Source organism: Nostoc sp. 'Peltigera membranacea cyanobiont' 232 (assembly GCF_002245985.1).
Taxonomy (GTDB): Bacteria; Cyanobacteriota; Cyanobacteriia; order Cyanobacteriales; family Nostocaceae; genus Nostoc.
The window spans coordinates 1-24,515 of record NZ_NOLK01000027.1 but is presented as its reverse complement, the minus strand read 5'-3'; the positions used below and the strand labels follow the sequence as shown (position 1 = coordinate 24,515).

The following is a 24,515-nucleotide window of genomic DNA, read 5'->3' as shown; positions in this document are numbered from 1 at the left end:
TGTCATTTGTCATTTGTCATTGGGGACTGGTTATTAATTCATCTCCCCGGTGGTGGACAAGCTGGGAGTCGAAAACCAAAGAGTGCGCCTTTTGGTGAGCGATTCTCTGCCCAAATTGTACCCCCATGAGCAGCGATAATTTGCCTTGTTAAATAAAGCCCTAGTCCAGAGCCTGAGACGTGGCGATCGCTATGTCCTTGATAAAACCTCTCAAATAAGTGCGGTAACTCTTCTTCGGTAAAGCCGGAACCAGTATCGAGTATTTTTACTACTTGATCGCTAGAATAACCTTCAAGTACTACTTCCACTTTACCGCCACGCGGGGTATGGTTAATGCCATTACTCAGGAGATTGGTGAAGACTCGCCCCAGTTGCAAAGGATCGCCATCTACCCAGAGAAAGCTCCGAAAATCTGATTCACCATAGTGCAGAGAAATATAAACCTGACGTGTTCTCGCTAATTCAGTCAGGGTAGCTATTACCTCCTCTGCTACAGTTGCCAAGTTAACGGGTGATATCTGTAATTTCAACCCTTCGGCATCATTGCGGTATACATCTAAAAGAGTTTGGACTAATTGCAGTGTACTCCGATGACTACGAGCCATTGTTTGAAGGACTTTTGCTTGCATTGGCGTGATTTCACCAAATTGCTCGTTTTGAAAATATTTCAGTGTTTCAATTGCTCCTAATAGGGGTGTTTTCAAATCATGCGTTAGGGTAGAAACAAAATCTTCACGCATGATCGCTAGTTGTTCTTGGGAGCGTAATTGTGCTTGGGTATAAGCGATCGCTTCTTCATTGCGGTGGTTGCGATCGCTTAACCAACCCGTCACCACCAACGCCAATACTGCAATCAACCTATTTGCCAACGTTGGGGCATTAATTATTTCTCCTCCTGGGACAAACAAATTTAACAATGTTAATCCTGTAGCTGCCAGAGTGATCCCCAATACTGCTCTCCGATTCAATCGAGAATCTGCTACCAAAATCGTCCCTGTGTAAAGGTAGCCAAATACGTACTCAGGTGGTGTTAAATATTCCAAACCGATTACGATCGCAAAGGCGATCGCAATTAGCCCATAAGTCTCCCGACGCTCATTGATAGCTTCTTTTATAGCCACTAATCGACTTAACATTGTCATTTATGATTTACTAAAAATTTTTATCTTACAATCTTTACAACTATTTAATTCAACGATTATGATTTATCTGCAATCTATATCTGCAAATATTCACTTGAGCATTAACTCGGAAATTACGATTTTGTCCAGATGTAAAAATGGGTGCTGGATACTGAGGATTGGGGACTGGGTAGTTGCCCACAAGGGTCAGAGTATCTAACACAACCTTCTCAAACCGTAATCCCTTTTAGAAAACCCTCTGAAATATTTATATTCTTTGAAAGTAGCAAACTTCGATAATGTATTGTATAAACAAATAATCCTAACTAATAATATAGATGAATTAAGAGTAAAAATTAAATATTCTTAACAAGAACTTTAACAAAAATCTGGAAAATAGTAATAACTGAAAATAGTAAATCCAGATTAAAAAATGGCGTTGATATCTCAAGATCGCCAAATCCATCCAAATCAAATACCTAAACAGCTAATCTGTTATTTCTAAGAATTGGCTTGCTAGCACTTAAATTTAATTGAGCGGGAAATATATGGGACAAGGTTTTTTGCAAATTGGCTTAACGCTATGTATTGTCATAGCAATCACTCCGCTACTCGGTAGATACATAGCCCGTGTCTTCTTGGGAGAAAGAACACTGCTTGATTTTTTAATGAACCCCATAGAGCGAAGTATGTTCGTACTAGCAGGTGTCCGCAGAAAAGATGATATGACGGGTTTGCAGTATATCCGGGCTGTCTTGTACAGCAATCTTATTATGGGTATTTCAGTGTATTTGCTGATATATTTCCAGAGACACTTGCCCTGGAACCCTAACGGCTTTGGTGCGCCCAGTTGGGATGTATTATTGCACACAACCATTTCCTTTGTAACCAATACCGACCAGCAACACTATGCTGGCGAGATAACCTTAAGCTATTTTAGCCAGGTAGCTGCTTTAGGCTTTTTGATGTTCACCTCCGCAGCCACCGGCTTATCTGTGGGAATTGCCTTTATTCGCGGGTTGACGGGGAGAAAAATGGGAAACTTTTATGTCGATCTCGTCCGTGGAATTACGCGAATATTGCTGCCGATTTCAATTATTGGAGCGATCGCTTTACTTGTCGCAGGTGTACCACAAACATTAGCTAAGACTCTGGATTTGAGAACCTTAGAAGGTGGGACGCAATATCTTGCCAGAGGCCCAGTGGCATCCTTTGAAACGATCAAACTTTTGGGCGAAAACGGCGGTGGCTTTTTTGGCGTAAACTCAGCGCATCCTTTTGAAAATCCCAATGGCGCTTCTAACTTGATAGAAATGATCGCCATGATTTCTATCCCAGCCGCCTTGATTTACACCTACGGTATATTTGCCAACAACATCAAACAAGCTTGGCTACTTTTTTGGATGGTGTTTGTGATTTTTGTTGTTCTGGTGGGAGTGACAGCCGTGGGAGAATTGCAAGGCAATCCCCTGGTTAATAACGCCTTTGGATTAGAACAGCCCAATTTAGAGGGTAAAGAAGTTCGATTTGGCTGGTTACAAACGGCATTTTGGGCAGTTATGACTACTGCTACTATGTCTGGCGCTGTGAATGGGATGCACGATTCTTTGATGCCGCAAGGAATATTCTCGACACTCTTCAACTTGTTTATCCAGGTTATCTGGGGTGGGCAGGGAACTGGAACAGCTTACTTATTTATTTACTTAATTCTCACAGTGTTCCTCACTGGACTAATGGCGGGACGCACCCCAGAGTTTTTAGGACGCAAAATTGAAAAGCGGGAAATCGTCCTCGCCAGCGTGGTGTTGTTGATTCACCCAATTCTAGTTTTGATTCCCAGTGCGATCGCCCTAGCTTATCCCATCTCCCTGTCTGGAATTAGCAACCCTGGCTATCACGGTATTTCTCAAGTAGTTTATGAATACGCCTCAGCCGCAGCAAATAATGGCTCCGGCTTAGAAGGGTTGAAGGATAACACCCTGTGGTGGAACTTGAGTAGTTTAGTTAGCTTAATAGGAGGACGCTACATTCCGATAATTGCCATCCTGCTGTTAGCTGAGGGGATGTCTCGCAAACAACCAGTGCCTGAAACCCCTGGTACCCTAAGAACCGATTCTCTAGTATTTACTAGTATTACAGCTGGAGTAACACTGGTTTTGGGAGTGTTGACTTTCTTTCCCGTTTTAGCTTTAGGCCCCATAGCTGAGGGTTTGAAACTAGCATCTGGCAATTAGAAAATTTATGAGTTATAAGTCTGGAATTAAGAGAATACCAAAAAATAAATAAATTATCCGGTTTCGTAGGAGAGCCATTGCGTTGCGGTGAATCCAGCGCTGTAGGCGACTGGTGTTAGCGAGTCAGACGCTAACGCTACGCTATCCGTTGTAGCAACTGGCGTTGCGTTAGCGTTAGCGTAACGCACCCTACAGGTTGGATCTGTTTTTTATGGGAAACTCCTAATTCCTAACTCCTAACTCTTGTACAGACGCGATTAATCGCGTCTCTCCTAGCTTCTAATACCATTTCTTTATGAGGTTGCGCCAAACCCTTTTAACTTCTTTCTTTGCGTCCTTTGCGTCCTTTGCGGTTCGTTTTTCTTTCTTGTAATCATGGTTTAGCGCATCCTCATACAGAATTGGTATAACTTTTAACTCCTAACTTTATTAATTAATCAAGTGGCAACTAACTTCAAAGCTAGACGGCCAAATCCTCGTTCTGGCGATCGTCGCCAAGGACGTAAGAAGGCGAAAAGAATTACTAAGTGGCTGTACTTAAGAGCAATTAGAGATGCTTTTGTCAAGCTCAATCCTAAGTATGCAATCAAAAATCCCGTGATATTTGTGGTTTGGGTGGGGACAATCATCATCCTATTGCTAACGATTGATCCCAACCTATTTGGCCCGTCCCTGCAAAAGAACCCGCAAATTTTCAACGCCTTGCTGTCGGGAATTTTATTCTTTACAGTTTGGTTTGCCAATTTTGCCGAAGCAGTGGCAGAAGGGCGGGGTAAAGCTCAAGCTGATGCCTTGCGATTAACGAAATCAGAGGCGATCGCTAAAAAACTCGCTCCCGACGGCATAATTAGTGAAGTTTCATCCACCAGCCTGAAACAGGGCGATAACATCTACGTCGTTGCTGGCGATATCATCCCCGCCGATGGCGAAGTAATTATGGGTGTCGCCTCTGTAGATGAATCGGCAATTACTGGAGAATCTGCACCAGTATTAAAAGAATCAGGCTCCGATGTTTCTAGTTCTGTCACTGGTGGGACGAGGATTATCTCCGATGAACTAATTATCCGCATTACTACTGACCCAGGCAAAGGCTTTATTGACCGGATGATTGCCTTGGTGGAAGGGGCAGAACGCAGCAAAACACCCAATGAAATTGCCCTGACAGTATTGCTGGCAGTTCTCAGCTTAGTATTTTTGTTAGTCGTAGTAACTTTGCCGGCACTTGCTTACTATGTCAACAGTCCAGTCAGCGTGCCAATTTTAATTGCTCTATTAGTGGCATTAATTCCTACAACCATTGGCGGCTTACTCAGTACCATCGGCATTGCTGGTATGGATCGAGTTGCCCAATTTAACGTCATTGCCACTTCAGGACGAGCAGTCGAAGCCTGTGGTGATGTCAACACTTTAGTTCTCGATAAGACAGGTACAATTACCCTCGGCAACCGTTTGGCGGAAGAGTTTATCCCTATCGACGGTCATTCAATGTCAGAAATTGCTAATGTTGCCTGGGCGGCTAGTGTCTTTGACAATACACCAGAAGGTAAATCCATTGTGCGACTGGCGGAGAAATTGGGCGCACGGTTTGATTTCGACTCCAACCAAGCAGAAGGAGTCGATTTTTCCGCCAAAACCCGCATGAGTGGGACTAACTTGCCTGGTGGATATGAGGCTAGGAAGGGAGCAGTCGAAGCCATTAAAGGATTTGTCCGTTCTCGCCACGGACGCGATACACCAGAATTGGATACCGCCTACGAACGAGTTTCTCGCCTGGGAGGTACACCCCTAGCAGTCAGTCTAGATAACGAAATCTATGGGGTTATTTATCTCAAAGATATAGTTAAACCTGGTATCCGCGATCGCTTTGAGCAACTGCGACGGATGGGAGTGCATACCATCATGCTAACTGGAGACAACGGAATTACAGCTTCTGTCATTGCCAAAGAAGCAGGCGTTGATGACTTCATTGCCGAAGCCACACCAGAAGACAAAATCAGCGTCATTAAAAAGGAACAAGCAGCAGGTAAACTAGTTGCCATGACGGGAGATGGAACTAACGATGCTCCTGCATTAGCCCAAGCTAACGTCGGCGTTGCCATGAATACAGGGACGCAAGCTGCAAAAGAAGCCGCCAACATGGTCGATTTAGACTCCGATCCCACAAAGCTAATCGATATCATTAGCATTGGCAAACAATTGTTGATTACTCGCGGGGCATTAATGACATTTTCTATCGCTAATGATATTGCCAAATACTTTGCAATTATCCCAGTGATATTTGTCGCTGCTAACCTCCAAAGCCTGAATATTATGAATTTAACTAGCCCTAAGTCTGCTGTACTATCAGCGTTGATTTATAATGCTTTGATTATTCCCGCTTTGATTCCCTTGGCATTGAAGGGTGTGCGATTTAGACCCCTGACAGCTAATCAGCTACTCCAACGCAATATCTTAATTTATGGCTTAGGTGGGGTAATTGCGCCATTTATCGCCATTAAGTTGATAGATATACTGATTACACTTGTAGGCTTGGCTTAAGGATAGCAAAAGTACAGATACTGCGAAATAAACGCATCTTTACCAAAGTAAAATAATAAACATTTTTACTTTTACCTGTTGAGAGAGGGAACCAAAAGAATATGAATAAACAGGTCGATGGTGGGGAAAAGTTTTTGCCGATAGATGCGATCCAGGCGATATCCTTTGTTTGGTCGCAATGGCGTAAACATCACCCACCACTCGCTATTTTTATCCTCCTGTGCTTGAATGTGGTAATTGCCCCAGCTATTTATGCTGTTGCTAACAGCATCTTTGAATATCGTTCTAATTGGGTAAAAGAATTAAAATTAAAAATTAAAAATTAAATTTGAGTAGAAATTGGAAATCTTTTTATGGCTATTATTCGAGAAACTATCAGAGCAATTTTTATAACTCTAATGCTTTGGTTGTTAACTGCAATCATCTATCCTCTAATAATCCTTGTAGTAGGTCAAGTTTTTTTACCCTATCAAGCTAATGGCAGCATTATGCTGAATCTAAATAATGAAGTAATTGGTTCGGCTTTGATTGGGCAGGTGTTCACATCTGAGCGATATTTCCATTCTCGTCCCAGTACTGTTAGATATAGCCAAGGGAAAAAAGCCAAGCCAACTGGCATATCTGGAGCCAGCAATCTCGCTGCTAGTAATCCAGAGCTATTAAAGCGGATTCTAGAAGAGGCAAATCAATTGCGAGACGAAAATCTTCAACCGATCGCTGATATGATTTATACTTCTGGTTCTGGTTTAGATCCGCATATTTCCTTCAAAGCAGCACGGCAGCAATTGACGCGGGTTGCTGGTGCGCGGGGAGTCAAAGAAGAAGAGATCCTACGTTTAATTAACAAGTATACTGATGGCAGATTTTTATGGATTTTTGGCGAACCGGGAGTCAATGTTCTCCGACTGAATTATGCTCTTGACTTACAAGATATTAATCGTCAGCAAAATTAATAAATGGGGATTGGGGATTGGGCTAAACGCCCCGCTAGCGCTAACAGCACCCAGCACTCATAAGAGGCATGGATAAAGCACCGTTTTCCGATGTCATAGGATTGCCATTATAGCTACCAACAAGGAAATGTCAGATAGTAATACTGGTTCGACTGGCAATGCACCTTTAAATTCTGGAATTTACTCGCTTTATGCGGCACGACGGCGGGGTAAGCATAAAATATTTATTGGCATGGCTCCTGGAGTAGGCAAAACCTACCGGATGTTAGAAGAGGGACACGCGCTTAAACACGAAGGAATTCATGTCATCGTTGGGCTTTTAGAAACCCACGGACGCAAGGACACAACGGAGAAGGCAGAGGGACTGGAGATTTTGCCGCGTAAGCAATATCCTCGCGGTGAGTTGACGCTAACGGATATGGATACAGATGCTATTTTACAGCGATCGCCACAATTAGTTTTAATCGATGAACTTGCCCATACCAATGTCCCTGGTTCCCCACGCGAAAAACGCTACGAAGATGTAGAAGTAGTTTTGGCAGCAGGTATTGATGTCTACTCCACAATGAATGTACAACATTTGGAAAGTCTCAACGACCTTGTAGCAAGAATTACTGGGGTTGTAGTCCGTGAGCGTGTTCCTGACAGGATTCTGGATGAAGCAGATGAAGTAGTGTTAGTAGATGTCACGCCAGAAACCCTGCAAGAAAGGTTATTAGAAGGGAAAATTTACGCACCGCAAAAAATCCAACAATCCCTAGAAAACTTTTTCCAACGCCGTAACCTGATTGCTTTGCGGGAGTTGGCTTTGCGGGAAGTCGCAGACAATGTAGAAGAAAATGCGATCGCTACTATCCCCAATGGGCAATCCTGTAATATTCACGAGCGGGTTTTGGTGTGTATATCCACTTATCCCAACTCAGTGCAACTGTTACGCCGGGGTGCAAGGTTGGCTAACTACATGAATGCCCCACTTTATACTTTATTCGTTGCCAATCCAGAGCGCTTCCTCACCAAAGAGGAAAGCTTACACATCTACACTTGTGAGAAACTCTGTAAAGAATTTGAAGGTACTTTTCTTCATGTTACCAACAATAACGTCGCCAATGCGATCGCCCAAGTCGCCGAAAAATATCGGATTACCCAAATTGTAATTGGAGAGAGTCAGCGATCGCGCTGGCAAATGCTTCTCAAAGGATCTTTGACGCAAAAATTGGTGCGCTTGCTCAAAAATATCGATTTGCATATCATTGCCAGCGAAAAAATGGTTTCATCCAAATAGGGGATTAAATTTCCCCAAAAACCTCAGGAGTAAAGCTCCCATGCAAACCATAAGGGATATGATGCTTGAGATGTAGTCGTGCCATTGTTCCTTTAGAAAAATCACTAGCATCCAAAATTACCAAATCTGAGCGGTGATGGCCAGCATCATAAACCAAAGCTAATACCCAACCATCATCCTCCTTTTCAGAACCTGGGCGCGGGACAAAAATCGGTTCACCGACAAAACCACGGGGTGCAGCACTCCAAAGTTGTCTTTTTCCAGACTCTAAATCAATTTTCAGCAAAGCTTGTAAGGGAGCATTACCACTCTCTGCATCAGCCGCACCTATATATAGATATCGATAAGGATTTCCCACATTCGCCGGATGGATGCTGGGAAATTCACAACAGCGACTATCGATTAATTCCCGTCGGACTGTCCCATCTTTTAGATTCAGACAAAATCGCCAGAGTTGTCCAGGTGAAGATGCTTCAAAATCAACTTGTCGAAAATCGCTTTCGGGTTCCACTTCTGGTAAAGATTGGTAGCAAATGGAGTCAATCAAAACTTCCTCTCCTACCTCAAAAGCATTGACGTGGTGGAAGACGAAACCCGACTGAGTTTCCAAAATTTTTATCTCCTCTTGCCCTTTTTTGGGGAAGCGGGGAATAATTAAAATTTGAGTTGGCTGATTTGGCTGAAATTTGATACATTCTCCTGCCGCACGTATTCCCAAGGCGAAAGGTATGGGGTTAAAGGTGACAGGATTTTGAAAGAAGATACAGTAATTGGGAGTAATGACAAAATCGTGAATGAAGCAGAAACCAGGAACCTGATGAGCGTGCTGTCTGACAATTTCACCTGCTGGGTTTAACTCAAAAATAGTAATTGTGGTAGATAATCCCGGCTTAATCGAGAAATTTACCAGGCAAGGTTTACCCCCATCTTGTTCACAATTATTTTCCAAGCGGGGATGAGCAGCGAAAGCTTTACCTGCTGAAAAAGCACCATTAAAATACTCATTGCCCAAGGTTTCAAGAGTGTATGGATCGAGGCGATATGCTTCAGAAGCTTCCCATAGCGCTAGCAGTTTACCACCCCAATAGATAACATTTGTATTGGCGATATTTTTGAGTTTGAAGTCAAAGATATTAGCTAGCCAACCGCCAGGTTTTTGAGTACCAAAAGTACCGCGATAGAGAATTTTTCCCGCCTTTTGCTCTTCCAAATAGCCACTTGTGTGGACAAAGCGGTTGCGAAAATGGGCACGACCATTAGTAAAGGTAATTTTGCTAATCATCCCATCCCCATCAAACGGATGATGAAGATATTGACCATTCACATCCAGCAAACCGGGGCCATTTCTAAACAGCGTACCTTGTAACTCTGTAGGAATTTGCCCTTCTATATCATCAATCCAATAATCAAATTCTTGGGTGAGAGATTGATATCCTCCTTGCCAATCTGCACCAGTGTAGGATTTTTCTGCAACTAGGCTTTCTTGATTTTTCAAATGCATGTATTTTGTTTTTTATTGTTACCTTGTACAAAAATATGTAGCCGCTAAAAAGAATTCCTTTGCAACTTTGCTGCAACGGGGAGGCAGCACACTGACTCGACTTTGCATGAGATTTATGACACTATTCCACTATTTTCGACTCTGGTTCTCTCAGTACCAACTCAGACATCAAATCAGGCAAAAACGCTTCTTCCCCATCTTTGGGTGTCTCAGCTTGCTCTTCAGCAGCAGGTAGCCAGTTGATAAATGGTAAGGGTAACAGCGTACTAAGGTTAGTAATTAGCACCAATAGCCAAAGTGACTCAAAGTTCGTTGCAGTAATCCCCAGCCAATAGGTGAGTAATGCCCCCAATGCTTGGGAAACTGTTCCTGCTGAATTAAATACCGACATCAACAAGGCAAATAACGTTGCTTCCACACCAGAGGGACAAAGCCTTGCTGCTAGCACCATCACTGGCATAAAGGTAATTTTACCCATCACAGTGAGAATAAGACTATCACCCAAACTAAACCAGTGGTCATCTATACCTAAGAGTCTGTTTGTGTGAGTCACTAACAACAGCGTCGTCATCCCTAAAAGTGACGAAAGGACAGTACTCCAAGCAAAAATCACGCGAAAAGGGATGCTTTTGAGGAAACGTTGAAAAATCCAAACACCTGCTAAAGAAGCGAAACTTGTCACCAAGTTTACCCGCCCCAAAAATTCTGGTTCAAAGTGGAGTTCGTTGGTAGAGAAGTAGAAAAAGGCTGATTCAGCATTTGGGGTAGCTTGCCAGATGAAGACAAAGGCTGTTGGTAGCCAAATTGTTTTTTGGGTAATGGCTTGGCGTAGCTGCCCCAGTTGATGTTTGATTGGTAAAGGGTTGGTGTGATTACTATCTTGAGCATCTTTGCTAACGGGGGACTCAGCAATTAACCAAGCTACCCCTGAAACTATGAGAGGGAATAAGGCGGTAATTCCAAAGACAGTACGGGTAGTAAAGTATTGGAGCAGCAGACCGCTAAAGTATGCTGTTATTAAACCTCCGATCGCAGAAGCACCCCAGCAGAGAGATTGTAATGAACCGGCTTTTGCTTGAGATTCGCCTCTAGCACGTTCCACAACCAGCGAGTCAACTATGACATCACTCATGGCGACGGAGAGAGAACTAAGAGCGATCGCTAATGTAGCTGTCCAGCTAGTATGAACTATCGTGGCCAGACTCATCCAGGAAGCAGTTCCCAATATCCCGGATAAAATCAAGTAAGGACGACGACGATAACCAAATATAGGCAAGCCATCAGAGATAAAACCAAACACCGGCTTGATCGTCCAAGGTAGGAAAACAATTCCCAATAACGCCGATACCTGGACTGGACTCAGCAGCAGTTCATCTTTGAGGAAAAAGCTCACGGCTAGACGCGATAGCCCTAAAATTCCTTGGACAAAGTAAACGGTGAGAATTGCAATTAATTCCGCATTGGGTTCATTACCCAAGAAGATTTTTTGTGTTAATGAGTCTTTGACCTTGGACAAGCCAGATGATTGAAGCACCATTCGATAAATATTTTTTAAATTTTATCTACTTTCCTATCATATCGATTCTTAAAACCTGGGCTTTAGGATCGGCGCTATCCCAAGTTAAGCCTGTAAGCTGAAGCAGAAGTCAATTCGGGCATTGTCTAAGTGGTGTAAAGTGGCTGCTCATAAAATAAATCGCAAAACAATTGGGCGAGTTTACTTAAGTAAACTCGCCCGAAGTTGTATTAAATATTGACTTTTCGATGTAACTTCTGAAATCCTGCCTATGGCAGGCTACGCGAAGTGGAGCCTGGGAGTAAGGCATAGAGAAAATCAGGCAAATCTTACTGAGCTACAATTAGTATCTTTAATAAGATTGCTTTAAAGCACTGCTATTAAAGTGGCGATCGCTTGAGAGTGACATTCCCTTAATTATCATCAGAAGTGCAGAAGGCTCTTAATGTGAGCCATAAATTGTCTTATTTGCAAGCCCCTACACTTATGACAATTGCAAAACTGATTTTTTCTTAACTCGACGAGTCATAACTGAAGTAGCACCCACAAAACCAATTACAAAAACTCCTAATACAGAAGAAGACTCAGGAACTGCTGCTGTAACTACATCACCAGTGATACTCTTGTAGCCAGCAGCCACTGTGTGATTATCTGATTCAAAACCAGTTCCGCCAATATTGGTGAATTGAACTTGATCGAAAGTTCCGCCAACATCGTAGAAGTTGATGAACGCAAAGGGTTCTCCAGAATCCTGATTTTTGAATGCCGAATTAGGATTACCGTAGTAGCTGGCTTTATTTGATAACCCTGCAATATAATTGACCACATCAGCAGTGGTCATAGAAAAAACAGTCTGACCTTGTGAAAGAAATGTAAGTACGTTGTTAGCATCTCCAGCAGACCACCAAAGTCCAAAGTAACTTTGTGGGCTTGTCAAATTCAGGGTGGAAACCTTTTGATCGTTACCCGATCTATTCGTGTCTACATCAAAATACTTGCCTGTTCCACCAGCAGCACCATACTGGTCTGGATTCATGATCAGAGTATCTTTATAGCTACCAATATTTTTTGTTCCATCCTTCCATTGAAAGCCTGTTGCACTGTAACCTTGTGCTTGTGCATCAAAAGTTTGTATATGAGCATCAACAAGATTTGATAAATTTGCATTTTGTACGCCTGCGTTTTCTATTGATATCGCAAAAGATGCAGCCATTGCAGGACGGCTAAGAGTAGCTAAGGACAAAACAACACCAGAAGCGATCGCGGACTTAATTAAAAGACTTTTCATTTTACAATCCTTTTTGTTTTTTATCTTTCGTGTTCTTAGCCTCATTTTGCGATGTGTTTCTAGATTCCAACATCAGAGGGATTACTAATTTTTAAATTTGATTATACGCAGATAAAAATGTAAGTCGTCGCATTTTATTTAGAGGATAATCACTGATACTATTTTCTGTGATGTCTATCGCTTTATGTAGAGAGTGCGAAGTTATCAGTGCTAAGTTGTAAACAAGCTTTATTTATAAAAAGTGCCATTTGATGATTTGCAGGTAGTTTACATTTTTATGGTTATAGGTCAAGAAGAGATGAGGCATTGTGCTATCCAATCTCTTTAAAACCTGTGCTTATCCCTTGGCTGAATACTTTTTAAAGCTCACGCTCAAGATTATCTTGGTTCTTCTTTAAGGTAATTAAATAACCTGCATTTTGCTGTATGACTAGCTTCACAATCTTTTTACATTAGCTTGCAATAAAATGAGGTATAAAATGCTGGGTTAACTCATCAGAGATAAAGAGTTTCTATCTCCTGCCTCCAAACCTGTAGCTTTGTACTTTATGCACAATAAAACTGCTGTATAACAACCGTCCACATCAATTTTGACAATACATCAAAATAGTTCTAATACATTTCATCACACTGGAATTACTGTGATTTCAAATGTAATTCTTCTTTCTAATTCAAGGGAATACTACGTTCTTTGACAGGTAGCTGTCGCTTGCCTCTCACCCCTTCCCTAACAATTCGTCTTTCTCCAGTCAACTATGTCACCTTAGTTTTTTTTGACATCGGTAGTAGCATGAATTAAACTACCTCTTGCAATCAACAAAAGAATCTTGAGCAATGCATCCGACTGAAGAAGTTGCTGTCCCTACTCGCGTTATCGGTTTAATTAGTGGCACATCTGTAGATGGCATAGACGCGGCGTTGGTAGAGATTTCCGGTACAGAATTGGATCTTAAACTTGAGTTGCTAGCTGGGTTCACATATCCTTATCCAGCCGAACTCAGAGAAAGAATATTGGCAGTTGGTGCAGGCGCTGCCATCTCAATGGCAGAATTGGCAGAAATAGATGATGCGATCGCCCAAGTTTTCGCCCAAGCCTCCCAAAAGATTCAAATTGGTCATCAGCCAGCCACTCTCATTGGCTCCCACGGTCAGACGGTTTATCATCGACCACCTGGGGAGAAAGGGAGAAAAATGACTCCTGACTCCTCATCGGCTAAAGGCCCCGCTACCGCTAACAGCACTCCCTTGGGTTATAGTCTGCAACTAGGGCGGGGCGAATTAATTGCCTATCTTACGGGCATTACAACTGTGAGTAACTTCCGCGTTGCTGATATCGCTATTGGTGGTCATGGTGCGCCTCTCGTGCCCAGAGTAGATGCCTATTTGCTCAGTCATCCTGAAGAAGGGCGTTGCATTCAAAATATTGGTGGCATTGGTAATGTAGCTTATATTCCACCTCAGCATGGCGACTGGCTCTCAAAAATTCGTGCTTGGGATACTGGCCCAGGAAATAGTCTGTTGGATCTGGCGGTGGAGCATTTAAGCACTGGTGCTAAAACTTATGATGAAAATGGCAATTGGGCAGCAAGTGGTACTCCTTGTCATCCTTTAGTAGAACAATGGCTCAACCAAGACTATTTTCATCTACCGCCGCCCAAATCTACTGGTCGAGAGTTATTTGGTGTGGCTTACCTGCATCAGTGTTTAAAAGATGCCCAAGCATACCAACTCAATGCTGCTGACATACTGGCAACTCTGACGGAACTGACAGCTGCTTCAATTGTTCATAGTTACCGTACTTTTTTGCCGGAAATGCCACAACGCGTACTATTATGTGGCGGTGGTAGTCGCAATCTCTATTTGAAACGTCGATTAGAGTTGTTGTTGGCATCAATCCCAGTATTGACTACAGATGAAGTTGGTTTGAGTGCAGATTTTAAAGAAGCGATCGCCTTTGCAGTTTTAGCCTACTGGCGGCATTTGGGCATTCCCGGCAACTTACCTACTGCTACTGGCGCACCGAAAGAAGTGCTTTTGGGGGAAATTCACCAAAGTCAGTCCTGAGTTATGCGACAGGAACAATAAAAAATTTCTTTATTCTTCACTCAGTACGGTCTAAACGCCTCGCTACCGCTAACAGCACTGCTATAACTATAGTCTTGGCGGCACTCGATCGAGACAGGGAATATATAAGTGGCTCATACTTTTTTATTGGAACCAGGACGCTGGGCAATGCAAGGAAATTGGCTGGAACGTAATGGTATGCCAATCAGCGTCAAGGGTATGACCTTGGTAGCTTGGAATCGAGATAACTGGTTCACTATGGCCACTAAGCTGATATTTCCTGGTAGCGATCGCTCGGAAATCTCTCTACAATACAAAGGACGACTGCATGAGGGAGAACGCCAGTATACTTTTTTACTACAACATAATATTTGGGGACAAGTTGAAGGTGAAGGCTGGATTGGTTTAGATACTATTGTGCAGCGTTACTGGGTACTAGGCGATCGTCAGCGTCGTAGTGGCTTTGAAACCCTACACCGGATTTCAGAAGATAGGTATTATCTCAGTAGTGGTATCTTAGCTGGTCATTTTTTAACTAACACAATGGAAGTTAGCTTAGAGCGTCAGTCAACCTAAGAACAGTGTAGGCTCACTGTTGTGAGTCTCGGTTGGCAGCCTTTCGATAAAATACAGAAGTTTCCTTTTGTATGAAGTACAAAGCTATGGATTTTGAGGCAGTTATTGCTGGAGGCAGATCGCTTTTAGCATCTCCCCTTGGGAGAAGATAGGAATTCTTTATATCTGAATTTTGAGTCATACATTTTGTACCTCACTTATTTGCAAACTGCTGTAACTTTTAACGCACTGCTTTTCCCAACCTTCAATGTCTCATGCCTGACCTTAAAGAGTCATCGTTTATTCTCACTGACCTCCTGAGTTGTATAGTATGAAAGAGAAGTTTTTAAATTATCGTCAGAATTCTAGTATTTTTACGTAACTGTGTAGTCTGGAGTTCAGTTTTATGAATCCTAAAGTCTCTGTCATTATCCCTGCTTACAATACTGAAGCATATATTGCGAAGGCAATAGAGTCAGCCTTAGAGCAAACGCTCAATGATATTGAACTGATCGTGGTCGATGATGGTTCAAGCGATCAAACTGTAAAAGTCGCTAAAAGTTTTTCTGACCAACGTCTCAAGGTAATAGTTAATCAAGAAAACCTGGGGGTTTCTGCTGCGCGTAATCGTGCCCTCACAGCAGCTCAAGGAAAATGGATTGCTATTCTTGATTCAGATGACTGGTATGAGCCGGAAAGATTAGAAAAGCTTGTGTTGCTGGCAGAGGAAACAAATGCAGACATGATTGCTGACGATCTTTATTTAATCCAAGATGGTGCAACATCTCCTTGGAGTACATTGATTCAAGAAAGTGGAGAACATATAGATAAAATTCTCCAAATCGATCCCGTTTATTTTGTAGAAACTAATGTCTATGGACAAGCAGGGTCGAGTCTTGGTTTAACCAAGCCTATATTCAAACGAGAATTTTTAGTTAAGCACGGCATTATGTACGATGAAACTGTCAGCATAGCTGAGGACTATTGGTTCGATATGAAATGCCTAATCAATGGCGCTCGTTTTTTTATTGTGCCAAAACCTTATTATTTCTACCGTTCACGCTCTATTTCTCTTGTCCGTCAAAGCATATTATCACGTCTAAATCAATACTGTGTAGCGAGTAATTCTTTCATGCAACAAGAAGCTGTGAAAAAAAATCCAGCTTTAATACGTGCTTTGTCTTATAATCTTGCAGTTGTTAAGAAAAATTTAGCTTACTTTCAAGTTGTAGTGCCTATCAAGCAAGGAAAATGGTTAACGGCATTAACAGAAATGATGAAAAATCCTTACTTTTTTTCTGATTTCATCTCTCGATTTAACAAGATTATCAAACGTCGAATTGAATACTATGTAATGGGCAATAAATCAGTTTTTGATATTTCTTACAATCTCCAGAGAAAACGAAAAAATTCCAATTACTAGTATCAACCTTGGATCGCAACAGTATATCTTTACGTAAAAGAATGAAACTCAAAGTTAAAAATCAGATCGTGCAATAAGTATTTGTAATTATTTCTACCAACAAAACAAGTTCTCAGAACTCTGTAGTGAGTGTGACACTCCCTTAAGACTAGTACACCACGGCGTAAATAAAGCTACCATTTCAAATCAACGAAAGGCTTACGCTGTATTCATTTTGAATTTTGAATTTTGAATTTTGAATTCCGCCTTGCGGTACTAGCCCTTTCAAGATGACTCCAAAAATACCTTTTTTTCCTTGTGTTCTCTGCGTCTGAAGCAGTTTACAAGTAATTATTTAACCACCCCAGACGCTGAGAACATAGAGGTAAGAGTTTAAAAAGAGATTTGTTGAGCAACATTATTACCAACATTGAAAGGGCTACACCCAGCATTTACCAACCCTCTCCACTTTACTGGTTGCGATCGCATAGCTTTATTATCCGGCTATTTGTCACCATAACAGGGCTACCCTCGTCCCTAATGAAGGTTTTTGGCAGATCCTAGAGTTATCTATCTACTTAAAATTGGGCAAACTAAGACTACACCACAATTAAAGTGCAAAATGGTACAAGCGTCATTATAAATTTACCCTTTCTGTTTGTTCGATCTAGCGCTCTTTTATGACTCTCGTCGGATAAAAATCATCCACCCTTATTTTTAAGGACTTTGATGAATTTAGGCGTAGGTTGGGTTGAGGAACGAAACCCAACACCAACAATCTCTGGTTTTGTTGGGTTTCACTTCGTTCAACCCAACCTACGAATATTTTATTTTTTCGGAGTAATAAAAGAGCGCTAGTATGTTGCACCAGTTGTAATAACCGTCTCGCTTGCAAACTGTCAGAGCATGGTTTCAGTCCTCCTTTAGAGGATTGAAAAAAGCTAGCACAGCACCGAGTAAATAGAGCAACGATTTTAAATAGCCAGCCAGAAAGCTTACTTATATGATAAACTTCTTGGCTTTTTAACTCCGATTTATAGCTTGCGGTACTCATCTAGAAAGTCATTTCTGGGCGTAATAATTCAGATATCAGTTTGAATACACTTTTCCTCGCAAACACTTACAACCTGCTTTTGGATTCAAATTCTCTATGTCAGACCCCAACATTGGTCGCTTACTCAGCAAACGCTACCAACTCCAGGAGTTAATCGGTACTGGAGCAATGGGTCGGGTTTATCGTGCTAAAGATACTTTGTTGGGAGGTGTACCTGTTGCGGTTAAGTTTCTCGCTCTATCAATCCAAAATGAAAAGATGCGATTGCAAGACCGCTTTGAGCGAGAAGCAAAAACCTGTGCCTTACTAGGGCAAAAAAGCATCCATATTGTCCGAGTTATGGACTATGGCGTAGATGACAATAACACCCCGTTCTACGTTATGGAATTCCTGCAAGGACAAAGCCTGAACAATATTATTCGCAAGCAACGACTGCCTTTACCAAGATTCCTGAGTATGGCGCGTCAACTCAGCTTGGGGTTACAGTGCGCTCATGATGGCATCCCAGTTGATGGCGCAATTTGCCCAATTATCCATCGGGATGTCAAGCCAAGCAATATGCTGGTGATTCAAGATCCCAGTTTCGGAGAATTGGTCAAGGTTCTAGATTTTGGTATTGCTAAGTTATTACAGTCAGATGGTGACCATACAAAATTCTATTTGGGGACATTGGCTTATTCTTCTCCCGAACAGATGGAGGGTAAAGAATTAGACAACCGTGCTGATATTTATAGTTTGGGCGTGATGATGTTTGAGATGCTCACAGGCAAAATGCCACTGGTGGCACCAACTCACTCTTTTGGAGCATGGTATAAAACACATCACTATCAAAAACCCCGTTCTTTTGCTGAGGCTGTACCCGGATTAGAATTACCAAAAGAAATCGAAAATTTGGTGATGAGTTGTCTAGCTAAGGTAGCACGCGATCGCCCCCAAAGTATCACCGAAATCCTCAAAGTTCTAGCATCTCTAGAAAAGCCTGAGTATGCCCGCAAAATTAAGCAAGATAGCCACGCCCTAATTCCTGCTACGACGACGGCTAGTCCTGAGCTTGAACAGAAGACTAAAGCCGATTTGCGGGTATCGTTGTCAAACGATGAAATCGCTCGTGCCATTTCCTGGCCCCAAAATAAACCAATTGCCGATATTGTGTTTCCTCAGTCCATTCACACCAATGGCGAGGTTTTACCTGCGCTGTGGGTGATGTTACCACAAGAAGAAATTCAAAAGCGCTTACTCTGTACCCGCTATAACCAATTTCTTTTCATCTCTATTCCTCATCCCATGCTGTTATGGATTACTGTTATCTACAACCACAAGTATGGTGCTAAATGGTTGCCCTACTACCTCGATCTCAAAACCAGTCTTGGTCAAGAAATTGCCCGCTTACTACAGCACACAGGTTACTACCGTCTGTTGTTCTTTGCACGAGAAACACCAAATCGCTGTACCCATATCTTACTTTCCAGCGTTGCTTCTGCCCAGCGCCAACGACTGCAAGAGTGGGTTGCAATGAGCAATACGTTGATGTCGTCTGCCGACCCGCAAATGAGTAAAAGCTTATTGAAAAACGAGTACGAAAAAATTAAGCCTCAAATTCTGGCAAAACTACAAAGCATTGATACAGATTCTCCATACGATCTTTCCAGCTAAGAATAATTTCTTAATGTTACATGTCTTATATGTAACCAAAGGGTGGTAACTCAAAGAATGTAAACTTTTATAAACAAAATATATATAAAGATGTAAGTTCTAGTTATATGTATAAAGAGTGAAATAACGAGGCTGCTAAATCAGGGCTGATTAAAATTCTCTCTAAAATATTCTTGTGTACTACATTCCAGGAAATTGTAATTTACGCAGGTGCAATTCTCACACTAGACGAAAGAGACAATATAGGAATTTGGCTAGGTAGAACAGCAAGTTTAGCCTGCAAAGCTAAAGTTAGGTCTAGACTCCAGCAGATTTACCATCGAAAACTTTACTAGTTGTTAGTTGATTTTGTGAATTAAAATTTTGTGCCGCTCTTGTAGAATTGTTTATCGAAGTTGACGCCCCGACATCCCCAGCTATTTTCCTCCTTGGAACCAAGCAAGAGAAGGAGGTCGCCCACTGCGACAGTAGAACGACTCTATGCCATAGTGGAACCGGAATCTAAGCCCCACTGGTGCTTAAGAAGCTCCTGATAAGTGGCCTCGCGCACTACCATTTGCTCGTAGAGCTTTACCAAAAAGTCTTTGGCTTGGTCGTGGCTCATATTCTGTACTTGAGTGGCAAATGAGCAGATACTGAATTGCTGTTCCAAGGATAGTTTCATGGGTTGGTTCATAGTTAACTCCGAAAAAACAACGTGAAAAGTTGATATCGCTTGCAGAAGTCCAAATGGGATAATAATTGGACTTGTATTTGTCTAACATTTGTTCCTCTGTATTAAGGAAGATAACAATTGTTTGACAATATTGCCCACATCCTAAAGTGGGGATTTTTTTGATATGATATCTTGCACCTAATCCTACTGATATACCACCCAAGTCAGCCGAGCCAGATTCCGTAAAATAGGCTCTATTTGGACGAAGGTAGATATAATTACCTCTCTTACTCCTTTCTGCTTTGCACAGGTCTCTTTTGAGGAGATAAGCAGATTTTGTCCCGAATCCGATAGTTTCGCTGTTTGAGAAAAACTAAGATGCTGTCTCCCCCAATATGGAGGAAGCTTTGGAAGCTAGGAATTTTTAGGAGGTTGGGGAATGAATGGTAATAAGCGTGAATTATAGTCGCTCTACCTTATTACGTGCAAGATGTCAATTTAGCAATTTTATGCAAATTTAGCCTCATTAGGTCACTTTGGAGGCTAAAAATATTTGTATCAAATTGTAAAAACTAAAAATGCTCGCACTGAACAAATTACTGAGTATATCTACCAGATTTGTCATTTGTCATTTGTCAGTTGGACTTTGTTTAAGGTTAGTAAGTATCGACTAATGACTATTTATTCGAGTGAGACGATGACAACTGTGATGTTATCGTGCCCTCCATGCTCCTTAGCAGCCTCAATTAGAGAGATGGCGGCTTTATCAAGCCAAGGTGCCTCTTGGAGGCAGCTAGCAATCTTCTGTTCAACGAGTTCTTCTGTGAGACCATCACTACATAACAGCAAGCGATCGCCAAGTTTTACATCTAGTGGTTGCACATCAATCTGATGCAAATCTTCACGCCCTAAACAGCGTGATAATACATGACGAAAAGGATGCGATCGGGCTTCATCAAAGGTGATGTCACCGATTTTGATTGCTCGTGCTACCCAAGTATGGTCTTCTGTTACCTGTTCTAATTGCGACTCTCGGAAGCGATACAGCCGCGAATCGCCAACATGAGCGCACCAAGGCGATTCTGGGGCGCGGAAAATCACTGCTACAACTGTTGTACCCATGTCGGCGCGTTCGGGATGATTTTGCTGATCCCGCAAAATAGCTTCATTTGCACCCCACAAAGCTTGCTCTAGCAATTCTTGAGAAGATTTAGAAGATTCCCAATTTGCTACCAAATACGCCTGAATTTCTTCGGTGGCTATGCGACTTGCTTCCTCACCTCCCGCATGACCACCCATTCCATCGGCGACAATGAAAAATCGCCCTTCTGGATCGACATAGTAAGCATCTTGATTATTAGAACGAATAAGTCCCGGATCGCTAAAACCCGTGAAATTAAGTTTCATAAATTTTTTTTGCAACAATTAATGCATACGATCGTAACGGTCAAGGCGTAAAATTAGTCTGATCAGGATCGCTGAAATCCCTAGTGCAATTAACCCAGGCAGTAGTGCCCACCATACATGATTGCCAACCACTAAGATCGTAGCTGAAAGTGTGAAACCACTAATTAACAGAGCATAGCTCATTGAGAGCTGAATACTGCTCTGCCGCCGCAATAGCCGTTCAGTTTCTATAGACCGAACGCGGAGGCGCATGTCTCCCCGTTCTAGCTTTTCTAGCGTATCCTCTAACCTACGTGGTAGCCCAAAGGCAGTACTACTTACCTGAGCTGCTTGACGACTTAATTCATTAATAAAGGTATTCCCCTCAGAACCATTCATATCGGTCATAAGCTGCATTGCATAAGGTTTGGCAACTTCCATAAAGTTAAACTCTGGATCTAAACCTTTGCCTACTCCTTCGAGAGTAGAAAAGGCTCGCATCACAAAGGTGAAGGTTGCTGGAAATCTAAATGGCTGATTATAAGCTATTTCATAAAGGTCGTCACTGATTGCCGCCACTGACTGATTTTCAAAGGGCTTATCCATGAAATGATCCAGCATGTACTGGACGGAACGCCGGACTGGGCCTATGTCATCTGTTGGGGCGATCGCGCCTAAATCGATCAGAGATTGGACAACGCGATCGCCATCTTTTTGAGCGATACCAAACAGTGTTTGCATCAGTCCTTCGCGGACGTTAGATTTAATCCGCCCCATCATGCCGAAATCGTAGAATATTAAAGCCCCACTTGCACTAATGGCAATATTGCCTGGGTGAGGATCGGCATGGAAAAAGCCACTATTGAGTAATTGAAGTAAGTATGCTTGAGCGCCTTGACGAGCGATCAACTTTCGATCCAAACCGGCTGCTTCTAAAGCTTCGTATTGGCTAATTTTAATTCCAGGGAGATATTCTAAAGTCAGCACTCTGGAACTAGCATAACGCCAGTATACTCTTGGGACATTCACCCAATCGTAGCCGCGAAAGTTCCGGCGAAAAGTATCGGCGTTACGGCCTTCGTTAAGATAATCAATTTCTTCCCAAAGAATGCGACAACATTCTTCGTAAATACCTAACCAATCTCTTCCCCGTCCCCATTTGGGATGGTTTTGAAAGTAGCGGGTAATTCCCTTGAGAATTTGTAAATCTATTTCAAATAATTTCTTTAATCCAGGGCGTTGCACTTTCACAACAACCGATTCTCCAGTATGTAGCACAGCTTTGTGTACTTGCCCCAAGCTAGCAGCAGCTAAGGGAATCGGTTCAAAATTATGGAAAAGTTCAGGAATTTTTTTGCCTAATTCTTTCTCAATGGTCGCTTCTACTTGCTCATAGCTAAATGCCGGTACTTTGTCTTGTAATTTGGCTAGTTCTTCTACATATTCACCAGGGAATATATCAGCACGGGTAGAAAATAGTTGCCCAACTTTGATGAAGGTTGGGCCTAAATCCAGCAGGGTATTGCGAATCCAGACCGCTTGGGTTTTGCGTCTTGCAGCTTGCTTTACCTCAGTCACGCCACCCGGATAACTCCAAGATTTGTTGTATAGCCAAAGTTTGAACAATAAGGTCAAGACAAAAGACCAAATGTCCACAAAACGCCGTCTGCTAGAGTATTTTTCCCGATTCCAACGGTATGCCTTCTCTGAATAACCTTGTTCCATATACTTTGTGTACCGTTGGTTTGCAACCGAATCACTTGAAAGAAAAGACACTCTGATTCCTAAACTGTTTTTTCTTAAGTGTCATTTGTCATTTGTCATTTGTAAATAATTTTTGACCAATGACCAATGACTAATAACTAAATTTATGCAGAAGTTCGGCGATAATGTTGCAATTCTGTTCGTAACAGAGCAATTTCTGCTCGTAATTCATCAATATCTGCTTGCAAGTCACCTGAATCAGAACTAGTTTGTCCACTACCTGTAGTAGCTTGACCAGAATTAGCTGCTTCTGCTGACCGATTTGCCCGCTCTAGGACTTCTTCTGTAAACTGGCGTAACTGCTCTCTAGCTTCTGCATCAAATTTGCCCAGATCGCTCAAAGCATCGGTCAAGGCGACCTCTAAACGCTCATTAACTACTTCGGCTACTGCTCTGCCTACGAAAAAGGCTTGTACTAGTGGGTTACTCATAAATTTTTGTTACGTTGATCCGCAAGAGAATTATAACTTGCCTGTATGCTTTACGGCTTCTGTTGTAGAGGTTGAGATTTGGCGTTAGAGATGGCTAAACTAGTTCACTAGAAAAGATCCTTAATTAAATTCTATGAAATACGACAATCTTTGGGCAGGTAGTCGTTATTGGTTGCCAGCATTTTCTCTTCCCTTACTCCACTGGGTAAAACCTTTTCTACCTTTTTTGGGATTACCAGATTTTATACTGAAGCAGCCGCTAATTTGGGAGCAAATTTATACTCAAGCAGCACTTGAGTATCAAACCTCAATAGGAACACAGCATTTATCAGGGAAAGCCTATGACCAAGTTATCAAGGAAGTAGTAACAAAAGCTTTGCAAAATCTTGGATCACAAGCGGGGCGAGATGTGGCAATGGATTTTGAACGGTGGGTAATTGCTCATTTTTGCTGCCATGAACTGGATATTGTCCTGCACAAATGGCGATCGCTTTTGGCTATTGCTTGTAAACCCCCAGGTTCTCGCCGAGATCGGGTTCCCCCACCTGCGGTACTAGTTCCAATTTTGCCAGAAATTGCTGATTTTATTGGCTTTGATCGCCCCTTTGATATTTATTCCGAGGTGAGGACAGTCGCCCCGCTTCCTGAATATGAACAAATTCCCTATGAAAGACTAGGAATTTGTTATGAAGCAACGATGCTGACTGGGGCGATTCAGATCGCTTTGACTATTAAAGCGTTAAAAGCGATCGCCTCTCAACTCAATACAAAGGAACGCCAAGAGGTAGCGCTGTGGGCAGAACTACAACATCAAGTTTTACGTCCTTATACATACACTCCAAATGAGCTAGGTGGAGACAAGTATTTACGAGTTGAACTGCCTTGTCAAGATGCGCCATCTGTAATTGACGATCGACTTCCCGCCCAAATATATGCACCAAAAAAGAATATAGATTTGGCATCTCACTGGCAAGCTTATGGTGATACTTGGCTGAAGGTTTTATCTTTACCCACTCTTCCTTGGGTGCAACCGTTTATACCCGCATTTCTCACAAGCTTCAGGCGTTTGATAGAGCAGAGGAGCAGAGGGGCAGAGGGGCAGAGGGGCAGAGGGGCAG

Annotated in this window: 20 protein-coding genes; 10 read left to right on the top strand and 10 right to left on the bottom strand. The window is 42.3% G+C overall.

Going from position 1 to position 24,515, the window contains the following annotated elements:
- Positions 1–38: 38 nt before the first annotated feature.
- Positions 39–1,136, bottom strand: a complete 1,098-nt coding sequence (locus tag CDG79_RS11775) for a sensor histidine kinase (protein WP_094342334.1) — start codon at positions 1,134–1,136, stop codon at positions 39–41.
- 533 nt (positions 1,137–1,669) lie between these two features.
- On the opposite strand from CDG79_RS11775, the gene kdpA reads away from it, so the two are divergent.
- Positions 1,670–3,355, top strand: coding sequence for a potassium-transporting ATPase subunit KdpA (gene kdpA, locus CDG79_RS11770; protein ID WP_094342302.1), 1,686 nt, complete (start codon positions 1,670–1,672; stop codon positions 3,353–3,355).
- Between the two features lie 53 nt (positions 3,356–3,408).
- Here kdpA and CDG79_RS44795 read toward each other — a convergent pair whose 3' ends face one another.
- Positions 3,409–3,543, bottom strand: a complete 135-nt coding sequence (locus CDG79_RS44795) for a hypothetical protein (RefSeq protein ID WP_262985794.1) — start codon at positions 3,541–3,543, stop codon at positions 3,409–3,411.
- 244 nt (positions 3,544–3,787) lie between these two features.
- Here CDG79_RS44795 and kdpB point away from each other — a divergent pair, with 244 nt between their 5' ends.
- The 4 genes from kdpB (at position 3,788) to CDG79_RS11750 (ending at position 8,128) form a co-directional block, all read left to right on the top strand.
- The gene (gene kdpB / locus CDG79_RS11765) at positions 3,788–5,893 is read left to right on the top strand and encodes a potassium-transporting ATPase subunit KdpB (protein WP_094342301.1); all 2,106 of its coding nucleotides are present in this window, start codon (positions 3,788–3,790) and stop codon (positions 5,891–5,893) included.
- Positions 5,894–5,994: 101 nt separating this feature from the next.
- Entirely contained in the window at positions 5,995–6,219 is a 225-nt protein-coding gene (locus tag CDG79_RS11760) for a hypothetical protein (RefSeq protein WP_094342300.1), read from the top strand.
- A 27-nt stretch (positions 6,220–6,246) separates the two neighbouring features.
- Complete coding sequence (kdpC, locus tag CDG79_RS11755) at positions 6,247–6,846, top strand: K(+)-transporting ATPase subunit C (RefSeq protein WP_094329138.1); 600 nt, start codon at positions 6,247–6,249, stop codon at positions 6,844–6,846.
- A 127-nt stretch (positions 6,847–6,973) separates the two neighbouring features.
- Positions 6,974–8,128, top strand: a complete 1,155-nt coding sequence (locus tag CDG79_RS11750; protein ID WP_094342299.1) for a universal stress protein — start codon at positions 6,974–6,976, stop codon at positions 8,126–8,128.
- A gap of 4 nt (positions 8,129–8,132) precedes the next feature.
- Here the strand turns inward: CDG79_RS11750 and CDG79_RS11745 are convergent, their stop codons facing one another.
- From CDG79_RS11745 to CDG79_RS11735, 3 genes are all read right to left on the bottom strand, one after another.
- Entirely contained in the window at positions 8,133–9,629 is a 1,497-nt protein-coding gene (locus CDG79_RS11745) for a carotenoid oxygenase family protein (protein ID WP_094342298.1), read from the bottom strand.
- 121 nt (positions 9,630–9,750) lie between these two features.
- Positions 9,751–11,166 (bottom strand): folate/biopterin family MFS transporter, encoded by a 1,416-nt coding sequence (locus CDG79_RS11740; RefSeq protein WP_094342297.1) that lies wholly within the window; start codon positions 11,164–11,166, stop codon positions 9,751–9,753.
- A gap of 463 nt (positions 11,167–11,629) precedes the next feature.
- On the bottom strand, positions 11,630–12,433 hold the full coding sequence (locus CDG79_RS11735) for an Npun_F0296 family exosortase-dependent surface protein (protein WP_094342296.1): 804 nt from the start codon (positions 12,431–12,433) through the stop codon (positions 11,630–11,632).
- 834 nt (positions 12,434–13,267) lie between these two features.
- Between CDG79_RS11735 and CDG79_RS11730 the strand changes: the two genes are divergently transcribed.
- From CDG79_RS11730 to CDG79_RS11720, 3 genes are all read left to right on the top strand, one after another.
- Positions 13,268–14,497 carry an anhydro-N-acetylmuramic acid kinase gene (locus CDG79_RS11730; RefSeq protein ID WP_094342295.1) on the top strand — a complete coding sequence of 410 codons (1,230 nt, stop codon included), beginning with the start codon at positions 13,268–13,270 and terminating at the stop codon, positions 14,495–14,497.
- 129 nt (positions 14,498–14,626) lie between these two features.
- Positions 14,627–15,073, top strand: coding sequence for a hypothetical protein (locus CDG79_RS11725; RefSeq protein ID WP_094342294.1), 447 nt, complete (start codon positions 14,627–14,629; stop codon positions 15,071–15,073).
- A 385-nt stretch (positions 15,074–15,458) separates the two neighbouring features.
- Positions 15,459–16,475, top strand: a complete 1,017-nt coding sequence (locus CDG79_RS11720; protein WP_094342293.1) for a glycosyltransferase family 2 protein — start codon at positions 15,459–15,461, stop codon at positions 16,473–16,475.
- A 646-nt stretch (positions 16,476–17,121) separates the two neighbouring features.
- Here CDG79_RS11720 and CDG79_RS11715 read toward each other — a convergent pair.
- The gene (locus CDG79_RS11715; protein WP_094342292.1) at positions 17,122–17,508 is read right to left on the bottom strand and encodes a hypothetical protein; all 387 of its coding nucleotides are present in this window, start codon (positions 17,506–17,508) and stop codon (positions 17,122–17,124) included.
- A gap of 96 nt (positions 17,509–17,604) precedes the next feature.
- Here CDG79_RS11715 and CDG79_RS11710 point away from each other — a divergent pair, with 96 nt between their 5' ends.
- A complete protein-coding gene (locus tag CDG79_RS11710) occupies positions 17,605–19,161 on the top strand; it encodes a serine/threonine-protein kinase (RefSeq protein ID WP_094342291.1) in 1,557 nt (518 codons plus the stop codon).
- Positions 19,162–19,639: 478 nt separating this feature from the next.
- Here the strand turns inward: CDG79_RS11710 and CDG79_RS11705 are convergent, their stop codons facing one another.
- The 4 genes from CDG79_RS11705 to CDG79_RS11690 all read right to left on the bottom strand — a co-directional run bounded on the left by CDG79_RS11705 (position 19,640) and on the right by CDG79_RS11690 (position 23,397).
- Positions 19,640–19,837, bottom strand: coding sequence for an NblA/ycf18 family protein (locus CDG79_RS11705; RefSeq protein WP_041565841.1), 198 nt, complete (start codon positions 19,835–19,837; stop codon positions 19,640–19,642).
- A gap of 660 nt (positions 19,838–20,497) precedes the next feature.
- A complete protein-coding gene (locus tag CDG79_RS11700; protein ID WP_094342290.1) occupies positions 20,498–21,223 on the bottom strand; it encodes a Stp1/IreP family PP2C-type Ser/Thr phosphatase in 726 nt (241 codons plus the stop codon).
- Between the two features lie 18 nt (positions 21,224–21,241).
- Complete coding sequence (locus CDG79_RS11695; RefSeq protein ID WP_094329148.1) at positions 21,242–22,927, bottom strand: ABC1 kinase family protein; 1,686 nt, start codon at positions 22,925–22,927, stop codon at positions 21,242–21,244.
- A gap of 143 nt (positions 22,928–23,070) precedes the next feature.
- Positions 23,071–23,397 (bottom strand): DUF6825 family protein, encoded by a 327-nt coding sequence (locus CDG79_RS11690; protein ID WP_094342289.1) that lies wholly within the window; start codon positions 23,395–23,397, stop codon positions 23,071–23,073.
- A 133-nt stretch (positions 23,398–23,530) separates the two neighbouring features.
- Here CDG79_RS11690 and CDG79_RS11685 point away from each other — a divergent pair.
- Positions 23,531–24,515: hypothetical protein (locus CDG79_RS11685; protein ID WP_143855464.1), on the top strand; the 985-nt coding region annotated here is incomplete at its 3' end.